Below are 13,457 nucleotides of genomic sequence, written 5' to 3'. Positions count from 1 at the left end.
ACTGGGAGACGCATGGGATCAGCGGGCGGCGGTGGCGCCGCCGCCGGGGCAGCGCACATAGACGAAGGTGCCGTAGCGGGCGTGCACGTCGGGGGCGACGAAGCGCATGACGATGAGGTTCTCGGTCAGCGACAGGATCTGCCGGTCCTGCGGGTGGCCCGGCGGGGCGTCGAAGCCGAGATAGATCTTGCCGTCGGCACTGCCCTTCAACGTCAGTTCGTAGAGCTTGGCGTCGTCGGCGACATGCATCATGACCCCGTCGGTGGGGCCCTTGGTGATGACGTAGGGAAGCCGGCAGTGCTGCCGCGCCATGGTCTCGGTGCGCGGCCTGTCGCGATCCTCGCGGAAGCTGGCGACGCCCCAGGAGCCGACCAGGGCGGTGACGGGATAGGCGGCGGCGACGCGCGCGGGCTGGACCGGGGCCTGGGTGACCGGGCCGCTCGGAGCGGAGGCGCAGCCGGCGAGGAGAAGGGCGAGGCCGGCGGCCACCACCGGACCGGCGGGGGGCGGAAGGCGAGCGAAAAACAGCACCACGATTGCACTCCGGCGACGGCCCGTGGCACGCAGTCAAGAATCTTATTTTACCGTTGGCAATGGGGGCCAAGGCTCGGCTCGGAAAAAATCCCGGGCCGATCCCGCCTCATCGCCGCGGAGGCAGCGAACAGCCTGCGGCGCTCAAGATCCGCGGCGGAACAAGACTTGGCGATGCTCGCCGCCTTCCCCGCAACGTCAGGCCGCTCCACGCGACGGGGGCCGGCCCCACACGTTTTCGCTCGCATCTCTCTGCGTAATCTGACATCGTTTCGCTGCCCATGCGGGCAGGTGCTGTCGCACCTCAGGCGCGACCGTCGTGCCGGCCCTGACGGAGGTCCGTCCGTCCAGGTAGTGGAGTTCAACATGCCCCAGATCCGAGGCGGCCGCCTGGCCGCCACCTTCGTCGCGACCGTGCTCGTGTCCGGCGCCTTCCTCAGCCTTCCCTCCTCGTCGGCGCGCGCGGCCTCGCTGATCGACGTCGCTCCCGCCACCACCGACAGCGCCGTCTCGCCGGTCGAGATGCAGCGTCGCGGCGGCGGCTTCCGCGGCGGTCCCGGTCCCGGCTTCCGTGGTCCCGTGCGTGGCGGAGGTCGCCCGGGCTTCCGCGGCGGGCGCGGCGGCGGCGGCAATGTCGGCGCGGCCATCGGCCTCGGTGCGGCGGCCCTCATCATCGGCGGCGCGGCGGCGGCGGCGGCATCGCAGCAGCGCGGACCGCGCGACTGCTGGATCGAGCGCCGCTGGGTGGACGGGCCCTACGGCCCGGAGCGCCGTCGCATCCGCGTCTGCGAGTAAAGGTCCGACGCACGGCACGGCCGGCCGCGTCCGCAGGGACGGCGGCCGGCCTTTGCCGTTCTGGCCTCCGCTATCCGCAGATCAGTATCGGGGAATGGTTGCCTTTGCCGCGTTCCCACGTAACGTGATCATCCGTCGTCGTGGCGATTCATCTGATCTCGTCACCACCCCGATCCGAGCCGGAGACTGACATGCGGCAGTTGACTCGCCTCATGATCATCGATGACGAGCTTCACGATATCGGCTTCATGCTGCAGTTTTTCGAGGAACGCATTCCCGATTGCGCCTTCGAAACGTTCAATTCCGCTGAGGAAGCCCTCGCCCGGCTGCACTTCACCGAGGCGCGCGGCGACAACCCGCCGCTGCCCGACGATCCCGACATCATCATCCTGGACCTGAAGCTGGGTGCGATGGACGGTTTCGAGTTCCTCCGCACGCTGCGCGGGGACGAACATACGCGGCACATTCCCGTGATCGTCATTTCCGGGACGGATTCCCCCAAGGCGGTCGACCGTGCCTACGAATGCGGGGCCAACGCCATGTTCCGCAAGCCCGTCTCGCTCGAAGGCTACCGCGCCATGATCGGCTCGATCGTCGACTACTGGCAGCGCACGGCGGGCCACGCCGCCGCCTGAAGGGCGGGAGGAAAGCGGCGGGGCCGGTGACGCTTGTCAGGTCGGATGCCCTCGGGCAATGCCCGCGACGCGACACGACCTGCGGAGTGCACCATGATTCGCGCCACCCTCCTGACCCTTCCCCTCGTCCTGCTGGCCGGCACCGGGCAGGCACGCGACGCCGGATGCCGCATCGAGCAGGCCGGGCGCGTGGTGCTCGACCGCACCTGCGACTTCGCGCCGGACGGCCGCGACGGCTCCTTCACGCTGTCGCCGCGCGGCGGCGGTCAGGGCATGCTGTTCGGATCGGTGTCGGTGGTGTCGGTCTCGGTCATCGAGCCCGGCCTCGCAGAGGTGCGCGGCCTGACCCGCGACGGCATCAATTCGCGCTGGGGCACCGCCCGCCGCTCGCAGCGCGACGGCGCCTGCTGGCAGGGCGACGACTTCCGGATCTGCGCGCGCTGACGGCGACTCAATCGCCGGAGGTCGGGGCGCTGTCCTCGACCACCATGCCGAGTTCGCCGGCCACCGCCCGCATGATCTCCATCTGCTGGGCCGTCACCTCGCCCTGGAGCTTGGCATCGAGGTCGATGTCGACGGCATAGAGCGGCAGGTTGCCCTCGATCAGGGCGAGGACGCGGTCGGAGGCCGGATCGCCGGCGCGGGCGACCATCACCTGCTGGTGCGTTTCCACGGTGCAGACGCGGACCGCAGCCTGGCGATCGGCGCGCGCGTCGGGAGTGAGCGCGACGAGGGAGAGGAGCCCCGCAGCCGCGCCCAGACAAAGGTGTCTGTTCATCGGTGTCGTTCCCAGCCTGACGGCTCCGCGTACGAACGCTGCGGGAGCCCGGAAGATGGCTGAAGAACGTCGAGAACGGGCGGAAGGTTCCGCCTTCGCCATTCTTGCGGCACATCTCGGCGACGTCACGGCGTCATCGCCGGCTGTTGGCTGGGTCGCTAGGATTCGAAGGTGACTCCAGTTTTGGCAGCCCGCTCAATATCTTGACGTATTTTCAATGGGTTGCTACGACTGACTGCTACATTTGACTGCTACAGTTGAGCCCCGATGAGCCGCCTTCCGCAGCCCTTCAAGCGTCCCGGATCAGCGAACTTCTATCTCCGCATTCAGGTGCCGCCGGACCTCAAGAAGATGTATCCGGCCTCCGGGCAGGTGTGGCGCAGCCTTGGCACTCCCTCCCCCGCTGAAGCCAAGCGACGGGCACCGGCAGCCCTTGAGGCGATCTACGCGGAGTTCGATGCGAAACGGCAGTTGCGGCCTCCCACGGATGGCGATGTTCAGGACATCGCTTGGGCTCGCTACGCCTATCTGGTCGAGCGGGATGAGCTGCTTCGGGAGAAGACCTACACCGAGGACGAGCTGGATGAGATGTGGCAGGCCATCGTCGCCAAATACGGAGACGAGGATTACGTCGCCTACAAGGAATTCGAACGTCTCGTTGAGCGCCGGAAGAAATACGATGCAGCTCGCCTCGCACGCACAAAGGAGCTGAAGAGCCCGGACCCCAATCGGACGGTCCGGATGGTTGCGCCTCAGGTCGAGGATGCCGTCGCGAAGCGGGGCCTCAAGGCTCCTAAGGGGACGGCGGATTTTCGGCGGATCGCTTCCGCAATCCAGCGTGCAGAGCTTGAGGCGTTCAAGCGAGCTGATGAGCGCGATCAAGGCGAATGGGGTGGGACACCGACAGACCCCCTTGTCCGCCCTCCCTCGACGTCTGCCCCCAGGACGGCTCCGGATGGCGACAGGCTGATGGATCACTTCGCGAAGTTTCAGCAGCAGCAAGGCAGTCAGCACCGGCCCGACACGCTGAACCAAAACCGACAGATTGTCCGGCTCTTTTCCGAGAGCGTGGGAGAGGCCAAGCCTGTCGAGCAACTGACCAAGCTGGACGTTGCCCGCTGGCGGGATCAGTTGCTCAAATTCCCAACTAAGGCTCAGCAGGTGCGGGAACTGCGCAGCCTGAAGTTTCCGCAGGTCGTGAAGAAGAACGAGGCGCTTGGCCGGGCCACTCTCGACCCCAAGACGGTCAATAAGTATCTCAGCGCCCTCGCCCCGTTTGCGCGGTGGCTCTCGTCCAACGGCTATGTCCCGACGCTGATCCTCACCGACGAAATGTATCTTACCGTCGATAGGGAGAAGCGGGGGCGCGATCCCTTCAGCGATGATCAGTTGAAGCGCCTGTTCGCCAGTCCGCTGTTCCACATGTGCCAAGGCGACAGGAAGGAGCATATCCCGGGCAATGTCGCGATCCGAGATTGGCGCTACTGGATTCCCTTGGTTGCTCTGTTCTCCGGGATGCGGCTAGGCGAGATAGCGCAGCTTCTGGTCAGCGATGTTCGCGACATGCACGGCCAATGGACGTTTCACGTCACGGGCGAGGGCGACGATGCGAAGACCGTCAAGACGGCTGGATCGGAGCGCATTGTCCCGATCCATTCCCGGCTGATTGCACTCGGATTTCTCGACTATCTCGGAAATCGGCACCAGAGCGGAGACGCCCGCCTATTCCCTGAGATTAAGCCCGACGCGCGAGGATTCTTCTCTGGCGTGCCGTCAAAGTTCCTGAACGGCTACATGCGCGCGGTGGGCATCAAAACGGGCAGCACGGCCTTCCATAGCCTTCGCCACAACTTCGCTGACCGCCTTCGGGCTGCCGGTTATCTGGACCAAGAGTTTGGCTTCATTCTCGGACACGGCGACCGGTTTGGAATGACAACCGGGCGATATGGAACCCTCACCCAAGGCACTCTCGACATGCGCGTCAAGCTAATCGAGGCGGTCCAATACACCGATATCGCACCCAAAAAGAAAGCATTGCGGGGCTGCCTGTGAGCGTTATACTTGTCACAGCCTGAGTTAATCTTGATTTTGACGTAATTATCCTTCAGTATATGCGCTGTTCCTGTTGTGAGTAACGGCGTTGTCTCGGAAATCATCCAAGCGATCTAAAGTCGATAAGGTCGAAGCGAAGTCGGTCCTCGCTTCTCCCGACGATTTCTTGATGGAGCTTTTTGGGGCAGCGCCGTCCTCTTCTGGAATCAGCGTCACGCCCGCGAAGGCGATGACTTGCCCGCCCGTCCGATGCGCTGTTCAGGCCATCGCTGAAGCCATTGGGCAGCTTCCCGTTCACGTCTATCGCCGCACCAATGGTGGCAAAGAGCGCTCTCAAGATCATTCCGCCTATCGGCTGCTTCACGACGAAGCGAACGACCACATGTCGGCGGCAGATTTCCGCGAACAGCTCACTCGCGACGCCCTGCTTCATGGCAACGGCCTCGCACTCATCAATCGCATCGATGGCAGGCCGATTGAGCTGATCCGGCTAGACCCTGTCTCTGTCGATATCGAGCCCGATGACCTTGGTTCGCCGCGCTACTTCCTCCGGCAAGAGACTCAGCGGCGAGAGATCGCCCGCGCCGATGTCCTGCACATCAAGGCCCCGTCTCTCAACGGCATCTCTGGCGATAGCCCGATCCGGCAGGCTCGCGAGACCATCGGCCTGTTGCTGGCAATCGAGGCTCACGCGGCCCGGCTGTTCAAAAACGGTGCTCGCCCTTCCGGACAGATCGTCCTGCCCAAGAGGGCCGCTCCGGAAACCCGTAAGAACCTCGCTGCCGCATGGCGTCTCGCCCATGGTGGCGAAAACAGCGGCGGCACGGCCCTTCTGGACGATGGCGCGGAATACAAGCCCGTCTCGCTGACGAGTGTCGAAGCCCAGCTCATTGAAGTGTGGAACCGTGCCGTCCTCGACGTGGCGCGCGTGTTCCGCGTGCCGCCTGCGCTCCTGATGGACTACTCCCGGCAGACTTGGACCAATGCAGAGTTCGGCGGGCAGCAGTTCCTGACCTATGCCCTCGCCCGATGGATCAAGGCTTGGGAAGGCGAAATTCGTCTCAAGCTGATCGGCGTCGATGAGCGCGACACGTTCCTCGCTGAGTTTCTGATCGACAACCTTCTAAGGTCCGACCTCGCAGCCCGCGCCGAAGCCTATTCGAAGCTGATCGCCGCTCGCGTCCTCAACCCCAATGAGGCCCGCGCAATGGAAAACCGCGCGCCCTACGCAGGCGGCGACGAGTTCCTGAACCCCCACACGACCTCAGCCCCCAGCGTGCCCAATGTCTGACGCCACCACTCACCGCGCCTTCTTTGGCGACGCGGAATATGCGTTCCGCCTGACGCCCCCGCTGATCATCGAGCTTGAGCGCCTGACAGGCATGGGCATCGGCGGTTTCTGTCAGCGCTTGTTCGCCATGGATTTCCGTCACGCCGACATGCTCGCGACGATCAGGCTTGCCCTCATCGGTGGCGGCATGGCGCATGGCGACGCTGATCGTCTCGTCCGCACCTACGCTGCGGACCATCCCATCATGCACGCCTATCCCCTCGCGGTGGACATTCTCGACCGGCTTTGGGGCGGCCCCCCTGCCGTCGAGACGGATGAGCCGAAGGACGAGACGCAGGAAGTCGCGGAACCCCAGCCGGAAGCCCAGGTCGAAGTCTTCGATCCCCCGGCAGACGACGACCACGCCCGTAGCCTCCGCAATGGCTACGGGGCCTGACATGGAACACCTTGAGATCAAGGCCGCGCTCGGCATCGACGCCGAAGGCACCATCACCGGCACCGCTTGGCCGTTCGGCTCTGCGGATCGCGTTGGCGACATCATCACCAAGGGCGCGTTCGGCTTCAGCGGCGAGCTGCCCATGCTTCTCGCCCATGATCCCGAACAGCCTGTCGGCCTCTGGAATGAGATCACCGAGACAGACGACGGTCTTCAGGTGAAGGGCTCGCTGTTCATCGGTGAAAGTCAGCGCGCCCGCGCCGTGCGCAGCTCAATCCAGAGCGGCCTTCTCACCGGCCTCAGTATCGGCTTCCGGACCAAGGCTGCGACCCAGAGCGGACGCAACCGGATCATCTCGTCCCTCGACCTTCTCGAAATCTCTGTCGTCCGCAATCCGGCCCATCCGAAGGCCCGGATCGCTCACGCCAAAGACGCCACGGCAGCCATCGCCGAGGCCATCAACCGCGCCGCCGTGGCGCTTCGCAAATCCTGAAAGGATCCCCAATGACTGCGCATGTCCGCGCCTTCGAAGGCGCAATCGAGCTGAAGGACGACGGCGACACGCCCGACGCTATCGCCAAGGCTCTCGCCAACTTCAACCAAACCGTCGATGACCGCCTCAAGGCCGTCGAGACGAAGACCGCTGATCGGCTCGACAAGGTCGAAGCCAAGCTCAATCGCCCGGCTGTCCATACCAAGGGCCAGGACGAGACGGACGTCGAGACGAAGGCGTTCAACCGCTTCGTTCGCGCTGGCGTCGAGCGGATGCAGCCGGACGAGGTGAAATCTCTTCGCGTCGCCTCCGATGCCGCAGGCGGCTTTCTCGCCCCGGAGGCTTTCGGGAACGAGCTGATCAAGCTGCTTCGCGAGTTCTCGCCCATCCGGAACTATGCCCGCGTCATCACCGTCGGCGCCTCGTCCATCAAGTATCCGCGCCGCACCGCCTCGACTGCCGCGACGTGGGTTGACGAGACGGCGGATCGCACCGGTTCCGAGCCGGCGTTCGAACAGCTCGAAATTGCCCCCTATGAGCTGGCGACCTTCGTGGACGTGTCGCAGCAGCTTCTGGAAGACAACGCCTACAACCTCGAATCCGAGCTGGCGTCGGACCTTGCCGAGAGCTTCGGCATCACCGAGAGCCTCGCCTTCGTGAAGGGCAACGGCACCGGCAAGCCGCGCGGCATCATGGCCGCGACCGGCATCACCGAAGTGAAGACCGGCAACGCCGCAGCTTTCCCGGCCTCCAACCCCGCCGACGTGCTGATCGGCATGTTCCACAAGCTCGCCAATCCGCATGCCCAGAACGCGGTCTGGATGATGAACCGGAACACGCTCGGCACCGTGCGGACGTGGAAGGACGCCAACGGGCGCTATCTCGTCATGGAGCCGATTTCCAACGGTGCGCCGACGACCCTTCTCGGCCGTCCCATCGTGGAAGCCGTCGATATGGACGACATCGCGGCGAACGCCTTCCCGATCCTGTTCGGTGACCTTCAGGGCTATCGCATCGTGGATCGCGTCTCGCTGTCCATGCTGCGTGATCCCTACTCGCTCGCGACGAAGGGCCAGGTTCGTTTCCACGCCCGCAAGCGCGTCGGCGGCGACCTCACGCACCCGGATCGCTTCGTGAAGCTCAAGGTCGCGGCCTAAGACCATGCGCCTCGCGGATTCAAACCTCATCGTTCGCGTCGAAGGCCAGGAATTCATCCTGCGTCCGACGCTGCGTGCTGCCTACAGGCTTGAGCGTCAGTTTGGCGGCTTCGCCCCGCTGATGCACCAGCTTCTCGACGGCTCGCTGACTGCGATGGCGGCAGTGATCCGCGAGGCGTCGTCCAATCCCTCAGACCTCCCGGCTTTCCTTGAGGGCATTCAGTCCATGCCTCTGCGCACCGGCATCGATCCGTTGCGCACCGTGCTCATCACCTTCGTCTGCGATCTCGCGGGCATCGATCCGGATCAGCAAGACGAGCCTCGCTCGTCCTCACCGATGGAGGCGAAGGACTATCACGAACACCTCTTCAAGATCGGCACGGGTTGGCTCGGCTGGACGCCGGAAGCGACTTGGAACGCCACCATCCCAGAGCTTCGCGCGGCCTATGAAGGCCGTCTCGAAATGCTGAAGGCAATCTTCGGCAGCGAGAAGGACAAGACCGAGACGGTTCCCGAGGAAGACGGCTTGCACGTCCTCAAGGCCATGGTCGCATCCGGCCAGAACAAGGCGTCGTGACCATGCCCATGCGCGCCCCCACTCGCTGCCCGTGTGGCAACCTCATCGCCTATGGCTCCCGCTGCCCATGCCGGCAGACGCAGGACCGCGAACGGAAGGCACGCCACGACGCAACACGTCCCTCTGCCCGTGAGCGCGGCTATGACGGCAAGTGGCAGCGTGAGCGCGAAGCCTACCTCGCGGCTCACCCCTTATGCGTCCGGTGCGGCGAGCCCTCCCGCATCGTTGACCACATCACGCCCCACAAGGGCGACCTCAAGCTCTTCTGGCGTCGCTCCAACTGGCAGCCTCTCTGCGTGCCCTGTCACTCCCGCACCAAGCAGCGAGAGGAGCGACGCACATGATGCCCCGTGCCGATCTCATCCGCGCTGATCGTGCGCTCTGGCGTGCCGTCATCTCTCAGGCGATCAGCGACGCCACGCTTGCTCTTGCCACCGTCAAGCCGGCAGAGCGCCACAGGGCTGTCGCATGGCTCACGTCGAACGGCCCAGACTTTCGGCACGTGTGCGCACTGGCGGACCTTGAGCCTGATCGCGTTCACGCATTCGCCCTCGACGCGATCAGCAAGGGTGACCCCATCCCCGCGCCCAAGCTGCGGCCCGTAGCCGTGAAGACCGTTCGCCAGTCCCCGCCCAAGCAGCCGCCCGTAGCCGTGAAGGCCACTCGCCAGCCCGAACCGAAGTCGGCTCGGGAGCCTAACCCTGACGCCGCTCGCTTCGGTCGAAGGATCGTCGTCGAGTTCGAAGGCACGCGCATAGACCTCATCACCCTTTGCAAAAAGCTCGGCCTCAAGCTGAACACTGTCCGTGATCGCCTGCGACTGGGTTGGTCTATCGAGGATGCGATCTCTCGACCCATCACGAAGCTCACGGGCGAGAACAAGAAGCGCAGGGCAACTGTCGAGTTTGAGGGCGAGAACATCGACCTCATTACCCTCTGTCAGCGTCATGGCATCACGCACACGGCGGTTCGCATGCGGCTCCGGAAGGGATGGAGCCTTCGCGATGCCCTTTTGAGGCCGATGCGCGAGCCCCGGGGTGGGTCGAAACTTCAGGCGAATGAACAGGGACCGGCGGGGGTCCATCCGCACAAGATTGCACCTAATTGGAGTTTTTCAGCATGACCGTTAGCGACCCTACTGGATACGTCGTGCGGCTCGCCAGTGGCGGCCCGCCCATGACCGTTGAGGGCTTCAACGTTGCCAAGAAAACGGCAGACGTCGCTTGGGTGGATCAGCTTGGCCGCATCCAGCATGCGACGTTCCCTGAAGTCTGCCTGCGCATCGTGAAGGTGAGGCCGGCATGACCGTTTCCCTCGCCAGCATGAAGGACCATCTCGGCATCACCGAGGACCACGACGACGCGCTGATTTCCGAGAAGATCGCGGTAGCGACGGCCTTCATCGAAGCCCAGATCGGCAAGCCCTTCGCTGAATTCGACCCTGTTCCGGCCCCGCTTCTTGAGGCAGTGCGACAGGTCGCGGCGCACCTCTATGAGAACCGGGAGGCGACGATCATCGACGCGTCGGTTCGCGAGATGCCCTTCGGCGTCGAGCAACTGATCGGCCCCTATGTCGAGTGGGTGGTGTGATGTCGGATCAGCTCGCCCGCCTGAACCGTCGTCTTGCTGCGATCCCGGTGGCAGTCCGCGAGGCTGTGAAGCCTGCGCTCGAAACCTCTGCGAACGAGATGGCGGAGGCGATGCGCAAGCTCGCCCCGGAGGACACCGGAGCGCTGAAGGACAGCATCACGGTCACTCCGGGAGGCGCGACGACGCCCGCCTACAGTCAGCCAGGCGGATCGCAGAAGGTGCCAGAGAACGCGGTGGCGATCACCGCCGGCAACAGCGATGTGCGCTATCCGCATCTGGTCGAATACGGCACCGAGCACACCCCGCCGCAGTCGTTCTTCTGGTCTGCCTTCCGGCTCTATCGCCAGCGTGCGCAGCGCCGCATCAACCGGGCCATCGGCAAAGCCGTGCGGGAGGGCTGGACGAAATGAGCGTCGAGCCGAGCCTTGCCATTCAGCGCGCTATTCGTGCCCGGCTGATCGCTGATCCCGCCGTGACGGCTCTTGTCCCGGCAGAGCGCATCTTCGATGGCCGTTGGCGCACCGAACAGCTTCCCTGCGTCGTTATCGGCGAGGGCAGCGTCAACTATTCGAACGAGTATGAGAGCTTCCATGACGAAGCCTATCTCGACGTTCATGTCTGGGTTCGCGAGGAAGGGTTTGAGCTTGCCAAGGAGATCACCGGGGCCATTCGTGCCTCGCTGAAGCAGGCCCCTTGGACCGCCGAAGGCCATATCGTTTGCGGCGTCACCGTCTCGAAAGCCCGCTTCATCCGGGGCAAGGACGCGGAGAACGCGCACGCCATCGTGTCGATCGACGCAATCCTTCAGGGGGCCGCGTGATGCGTTCCGGCACCCTATCCGCAGTGGTCACCCTTCAGCACGCCACGGAGGCTCCCAACGCGTCCGGTAGGATCGTCGCGTCATGGGCGACGACGGCCATCTTCCGCGCCGCCGTTGTCGAGGAAGCCGCGAACGATACCGGCAAGCCCGAAGCGATCATCGGCAAGCGTCACATCACCATCCGCTGCCGCGAGCGCGACGACGTCGAGCTGGCGAGCCGCGTGCTCTATCGCGGGCGACCCTATGAGGTTGTGGAGATCAAAGCCCATGACCGTCGAGGGCTGGAAATCCGCGCCGTGGCAAAGGATGCCGCGTGATGCGCGGTCGCAAGCCCGATCAGATCGCGGCCGATGCCGGTGCGCTGAATGTCGCGCCGTCGCCTCCGGGATGGATGGCGAAGGATGCCAAGGCGGAATGGCGTCGCATCCTGCCCGATCTCGTCCGCCGTCAGACGGTGACGACCTCCGATCTCGGATCGGTTGAAAGCTACTGCGTCGCCGTTGGCCGCGTCCGCGAGCTTGAGCGCCTGATCCAAGGTGCCCAGGTCATCGACCCGAGGTTGTTTCGCCTTCAGAACGGAGCCATTCAGACGGCCCGGCAGCTCGCCGCAGAACTTGGCCTTACGCCGGTTAGCCGCTCTCGTCCGAAAATGGTTGTGCCCGAGCACGACGAAGACTCGCTGGAACTGTGATGGCCGCGAGCACCTTCCCCGAATGGATCTATGACGGCAGCGAAATCCCCGATCCCTTCGGGCATGGCGAGAAGGCTGTCGCCTTCCTGCGACGTCGAAAGCACCCGAAATCCACGCTGCCCGGCAAGGGATTCCAGCTCGACCCGTGGCAAGAGCGGATCGTTCGCCGCATCTATGGCCCGCGTCATGCTGACGGCTCGCGGATCGTCAAGCGCGTGGTGCTGTTGCTGCCTCGCGGCAATCGCAAAACCTCGCTGTCTGCGGCCCTCGCTTGTCTGCATCTCTTTGGTCCGGAGCGCGTCCCCCAGGGCGAGGCGATCTTCGCCGCAGCGGATCGCGAACAGGCGGGCATCGGCTTTCGCGAGGCCCTTGGGATCATCCGCGCCGACAAGCGGCTCGATCCGCATTTCCGGGTCTATGACGCCTTCAACTCGGCGAAGAAGATCGTCTATTCGCGCGACGCCGTGACGCTTCAGGTCATCTCGTCCGATGCCGGAGCGCAGCATGGGCGCACGCCCTCATTCGTGCTCGCGGACGAGCTGCACGTCTGGCGTGGCCGCCTTCTCTGGGAAGCGCTTTCGACGGGAGCCGACAAAATCGACAACCCGCTCTTTGTCATCGCCTCGACCTCCGGACGCGGGCAGGACAGCGTTGCGTGGGAGATCGTTGAGGACGCCCGCAAGGTCGCGCGTGGCGATGTCGATGATCCCTCTATTCTCCCAATTCTGTTCGAAGCCGAGAAGGATGCGGACTGGAACGACGAAGCCCTCTGGCGTCGCGTCAATCCTGGCCTCGCCCATGGTTACCCCAGCATCGAAGGCTTCCGTCGCCATGCGCGGGCTGCGGAGCGCAGCGCGAGCGAACGGGAGAGCTTCAAGCAGCTCAAGCTGAACGTTTGGGCCGATCAGTCGACCTCCCCCTTCCTCGACATGGGCGTCTATGACGAGTGCGGCGAGCCCTTCGATGCCGAGGCGCTGAACGGCCTGCCGTGCTGGATTGGCGTCGATATGTCGACCACGACCGATCTCACCGCCGTCGTGGCCTGCGTCCGCGATGGCGACGACTTCTATCTCATTCCGCGCTTCTTCCTGCCCGGCGACAACCTCCGCGACCGCGCCGAGAGAGATGGCGTGCCCTATGTCCAATGGGCCGAAGACGGCTTGCTCACGGCAACGCCCGGAAACGTCATCGACTATCGCGCCGTCGAGACCTGCATTCGCGACCTCTGTGACCGCTTCGACGTGCAAGAGATCGGCTTCGACCTCGCCTATGCCCAGCCTGTCATGGGGCCGCTGTCCGACGATGGCCTGCCCGTGACGATCGTCCGACAGGGCTGGATTACCCAGAGCCCGGCTTTGAACGAGCTTGAGCGCGTCATCCTCGCGAAGGCGCTGCATCACGGCGGCAACCCGCCTCTCAGGTGGTGCTTTGCCAACGTCGCCATTCACACCGACAGCGCCGGCAACCGCACGATGCACAAAGGCAAATCGACAGGCCGCATCGACGGTGCCGTTGCGACTTGGATGGCCGTCTCACGCGCCGTCGCCTGCGAGAGCGCGGGCACCGCATACGCCGATCCCCACTTCGATCCCTCTGAATTTGTGTGTTAAAT

20 protein-coding genes are annotated in these 13,457 nt (G+C 64.5%); 18 read left to right on the top strand and 2 right to left on the bottom strand.

Annotated elements, in window-relative coordinates:
• Nucleotides 1-18: 18 nt before the first annotated feature.
• Nucleotides 19-531 carry a hypothetical protein gene (locus tag C6569_RS01920; RefSeq protein ID WP_146144709.1) on the bottom strand — a complete coding sequence of 171 codons (513 nt, stop codon included), beginning with the start codon at nt 529-531 and terminating at the stop codon, nt 19-21.
• A gap of 366 nt (nt 532-897) precedes the next feature.
• Here C6569_RS01920 and C6569_RS21850 point away from each other — a divergent pair, with 366 nt between their 5' ends.
• The 3 genes from C6569_RS21850 to C6569_RS01905 all read left to right on the top strand — a co-directional run bounded on the left by C6569_RS21850 (nt 898) and on the right by C6569_RS01905 (nt 2,405).
• A complete protein-coding gene (locus tag C6569_RS21850; RefSeq protein ID WP_181313875.1) occupies nt 898-1,326 on the top strand; it encodes a hypothetical protein in 429 nt (142 codons plus the stop codon).
• A gap of 191 nt (nt 1,327-1,517) precedes the next feature.
• Complete coding sequence (locus tag C6569_RS01910) at nt 1,518-1,961, top strand: response regulator (RefSeq protein ID WP_106747253.1); 444 nt, start codon at nt 1,518-1,520, stop codon at nt 1,959-1,961.
• Between the two features lie 93 nt (nt 1,962-2,054).
• Nucleotides 2,055-2,405 carry a hypothetical protein gene (locus C6569_RS01905; RefSeq protein ID WP_106747252.1) on the top strand — a complete coding sequence of 117 codons (351 nt, stop codon included), beginning with the start codon at nt 2,055-2,057 and terminating at the stop codon, nt 2,403-2,405.
• 7 nt (nt 2,406-2,412) lie between these two features.
• Here C6569_RS01905 and C6569_RS01900 read toward each other — a convergent pair whose 3' ends face one another.
• Entirely contained in the window at nt 2,413-2,739 is a 327-nt protein-coding gene (locus C6569_RS01900) for a hypothetical protein (protein WP_106747251.1), read from the bottom strand.
• A gap of 267 nt (nt 2,740-3,006) precedes the next feature.
• Here C6569_RS01900 and C6569_RS01895 point away from each other — a divergent pair, with 267 nt between their 5' ends.
• The 15 genes from C6569_RS01895 to C6569_RS01825 all read left to right on the top strand — a co-directional run bounded on the left by C6569_RS01895 (nt 3,007) and on the right by C6569_RS01825 (nt 13,455).
• A complete protein-coding gene (locus C6569_RS01895) occupies nt 3,007-4,791 on the top strand; it encodes a site-specific integrase (protein ID WP_106747250.1) in 1,785 nt (594 codons plus the stop codon).
• Nucleotides 4,792-4,960: 169 nt separating this feature from the next.
• A complete protein-coding gene (locus tag C6569_RS01890) occupies nt 4,961-6,082 on the top strand; it encodes a phage portal protein (RefSeq protein ID WP_106747249.1) in 1,122 nt (373 codons plus the stop codon).
• On the top strand, nt 6,075-6,518 hold the full coding sequence (locus C6569_RS01885) for a gene transfer agent family protein (RefSeq protein ID WP_106747248.1): 444 nt from the start codon (nt 6,075-6,077) through the stop codon (nt 6,516-6,518). Before C6569_RS01890 ends, C6569_RS01885 begins: the two co-directional genes overlap by 8 nt.
• Before the next feature lies 1 nt (nt 6,519).
• Nucleotides 6,520-7,011 (top strand): HK97 family phage prohead protease, encoded by a 492-nt coding sequence (locus C6569_RS01880; protein WP_106747247.1) that lies wholly within the window; start codon nt 6,520-6,522, stop codon nt 7,009-7,011.
• 11 nt (nt 7,012-7,022) lie between these two features.
• Nucleotides 7,023-8,168: a phage major capsid protein gene (locus tag C6569_RS01875; protein ID WP_106747246.1), complete on the top strand. Its 1,146-nt coding sequence runs from the start codon at nt 7,023-7,025 to the stop codon at nt 8,166-8,168.
• 4 nt (nt 8,169-8,172) lie between these two features.
• Nucleotides 8,173-8,745, top strand: coding sequence for a hypothetical protein (locus tag C6569_RS01870; protein WP_106747245.1), 573 nt, complete (start codon nt 8,173-8,175; stop codon nt 8,743-8,745).
• Between the two features lie 2 nt (nt 8,746-8,747).
• Nucleotides 8,748-9,089 (top strand): HNH endonuclease, encoded by a 342-nt coding sequence (locus tag C6569_RS01865; RefSeq protein ID WP_106747244.1) that lies wholly within the window; start codon nt 8,748-8,750, stop codon nt 9,087-9,089.
• A complete protein-coding gene (locus tag C6569_RS01860) occupies nt 9,086-9,868 on the top strand; it encodes a hypothetical protein (RefSeq protein ID WP_106747243.1) in 783 nt (260 codons plus the stop codon). Before C6569_RS01865 ends, C6569_RS01860 begins: the two co-directional genes overlap by 4 nt.
• Complete coding sequence (locus C6569_RS01855) at nt 9,865-10,050, top strand: YodC family protein (protein ID WP_106747242.1); 186 nt, start codon at nt 9,865-9,867, stop codon at nt 10,048-10,050. The genes C6569_RS01860 and C6569_RS01855 overlap by 4 nt, the downstream gene beginning before the upstream one ends.
• Nucleotides 10,047-10,334, top strand: coding sequence for a head-tail connector protein (locus C6569_RS01850; protein WP_106747241.1), 288 nt, complete (start codon nt 10,047-10,049; stop codon nt 10,332-10,334). Before C6569_RS01855 ends, C6569_RS01850 begins: the two co-directional genes overlap by 4 nt.
• Nucleotides 10,334-10,744 carry an HK97-gp10 family putative phage morphogenesis protein gene (locus tag C6569_RS01845; protein ID WP_106747240.1) on the top strand — a complete coding sequence of 137 codons (411 nt, stop codon included), beginning with the start codon at nt 10,334-10,336 and terminating at the stop codon, nt 10,742-10,744. The genes C6569_RS01850 and C6569_RS01845 overlap by 1 nt, the downstream gene beginning before the upstream one ends.
• Nucleotides 10,741-11,154 (top strand): DUF3168 domain-containing protein, encoded by a 414-nt coding sequence (locus tag C6569_RS01840; protein WP_106747239.1) that lies wholly within the window; start codon nt 10,741-10,743, stop codon nt 11,152-11,154. The genes C6569_RS01845 and C6569_RS01840 overlap by 4 nt, the downstream gene beginning before the upstream one ends.
• The gene (locus C6569_RS01835; protein WP_106747238.1) at nt 11,154-11,471 is read left to right on the top strand and encodes a phage head closure protein; all 318 of its coding nucleotides are present in this window, start codon (nt 11,154-11,156) and stop codon (nt 11,469-11,471) included. The genes C6569_RS01840 and C6569_RS01835 overlap by 1 nt, the downstream gene beginning before the upstream one ends.
• Nucleotides 11,471-11,845 carry a P27 family phage terminase small subunit gene (locus tag C6569_RS01830; RefSeq protein WP_106747237.1) on the top strand — a complete coding sequence of 125 codons (375 nt, stop codon included), beginning with the start codon at nt 11,471-11,473 and terminating at the stop codon, nt 11,843-11,845. Before C6569_RS01835 ends, C6569_RS01830 begins: the two co-directional genes overlap by 1 nt.
• Nucleotides 11,845-13,455, top strand: a complete 1,611-nt coding sequence (locus C6569_RS01825; RefSeq protein ID WP_106747236.1) for a terminase large subunit — start codon at nt 11,845-11,847, stop codon at nt 13,453-13,455. Before C6569_RS01830 ends, C6569_RS01825 begins: the two co-directional genes overlap by 1 nt.
• The last annotated feature ends 2 nt before the right edge of the window (nt 13,456-13,457 follow it).

The sequence above is a fragment of the Phreatobacter cathodiphilus genome, assembly GCF_003008515.1.
Classification (GTDB): Bacteria; Pseudomonadota; Alphaproteobacteria; order Rhizobiales; family Phreatobacteraceae; genus Phreatobacter; species Phreatobacter cathodiphilus.
The sequence above is the reverse complement of the archived record's forward strand: the minus strand, read 5'-3'. Positions and strand labels throughout refer to the sequence as shown.

Bases quoted from the DNA above. Each gene is read 5' to 3' on its own strand.
- C6569_RS01825 (WP_106747236.1), top strand. From the start codon at position 11,845: ATGGCCGCGAGCACCTTCCCCGAATGGATCTATGACGGCAGCGAAATC.
- C6569_RS01870 (WP_106747245.1), top strand. From the start codon at position 8,173: ATGCGCCTCGCGGATTCAAACCTCATCGTTCGCGTCGAAGGCCAGGAA.
- C6569_RS21850 (WP_181313875.1), top strand. From the start codon at position 898: ATGCCCCAGATCCGAGGCGGCCGCCTGGCCGCCACCTTCGTCGCGACC.
- C6569_RS01865 (WP_106747244.1), top strand. From the start codon at position 8,748: ATGCCCATGCGCGCCCCCACTCGCTGCCCGTGTGGCAACCTCATCGCC.
- C6569_RS01895 (WP_106747250.1), top strand. From the start codon at position 3,007: ATGAGCCGCCTTCCGCAGCCCTTCAAGCGTCCCGGATCAGCGAACTTC.
- C6569_RS01855 (WP_106747242.1), top strand. From the start codon at position 9,865: ATGACCGTTAGCGACCCTACTGGATACGTCGTGCGGCTCGCCAGTGGC.
- C6569_RS01860 (WP_106747243.1), top strand. From the start codon at position 9,086: ATGATGCCCCGTGCCGATCTCATCCGCGCTGATCGTGCGCTCTGGCGT.
- C6569_RS01835 (WP_106747238.1), top strand. From the start codon at position 11,154: ATGCGTTCCGGCACCCTATCCGCAGTGGTCACCCTTCAGCACGCCACG.
- C6569_RS01910 (WP_106747253.1), top strand. From the start codon at position 1,518: ATGCGGCAGTTGACTCGCCTCATGATCATCGATGACGAGCTTCACGAT.
- C6569_RS01845 (WP_106747240.1), top strand. From the start codon at position 10,334: ATGTCGGATCAGCTCGCCCGCCTGAACCGTCGTCTTGCTGCGATCCCG.
- C6569_RS01905 (WP_106747252.1), top strand. From the start codon at position 2,055: ATGATTCGCGCCACCCTCCTGACCCTTCCCCTCGTCCTGCTGGCCGGC.
- C6569_RS01840 (WP_106747239.1), top strand. From the start codon at position 10,741: ATGAGCGTCGAGCCGAGCCTTGCCATTCAGCGCGCTATTCGTGCCCGG.
- C6569_RS01875 (WP_106747246.1), top strand. From the start codon at position 7,023: ATGACTGCGCATGTCCGCGCCTTCGAAGGCGCAATCGAGCTGAAGGAC.
- C6569_RS01890 (WP_106747249.1), top strand. From the start codon at position 4,961: ATGGAGCTTTTTGGGGCAGCGCCGTCCTCTTCTGGAATCAGCGTCACG.
- C6569_RS01850 (WP_106747241.1), top strand. From the start codon at position 10,047: ATGACCGTTTCCCTCGCCAGCATGAAGGACCATCTCGGCATCACCGAG.
- C6569_RS01900 (WP_106747251.1), bottom strand. From the start codon at position 2,739: ATGAACAGACACCTTTGTCTGGGCGCGGCTGCGGGGCTCCTCTCCCTC.
- C6569_RS01830 (WP_106747237.1), top strand. From the start codon at position 11,471: ATGCGCGGTCGCAAGCCCGATCAGATCGCGGCCGATGCCGGTGCGCTG.
- C6569_RS01880 (WP_106747247.1), top strand. From the start codon at position 6,520: ATGGAACACCTTGAGATCAAGGCCGCGCTCGGCATCGACGCCGAAGGC.
- C6569_RS01885 (WP_106747248.1), top strand. From the start codon at position 6,075: ATGTCTGACGCCACCACTCACCGCGCCTTCTTTGGCGACGCGGAATAT.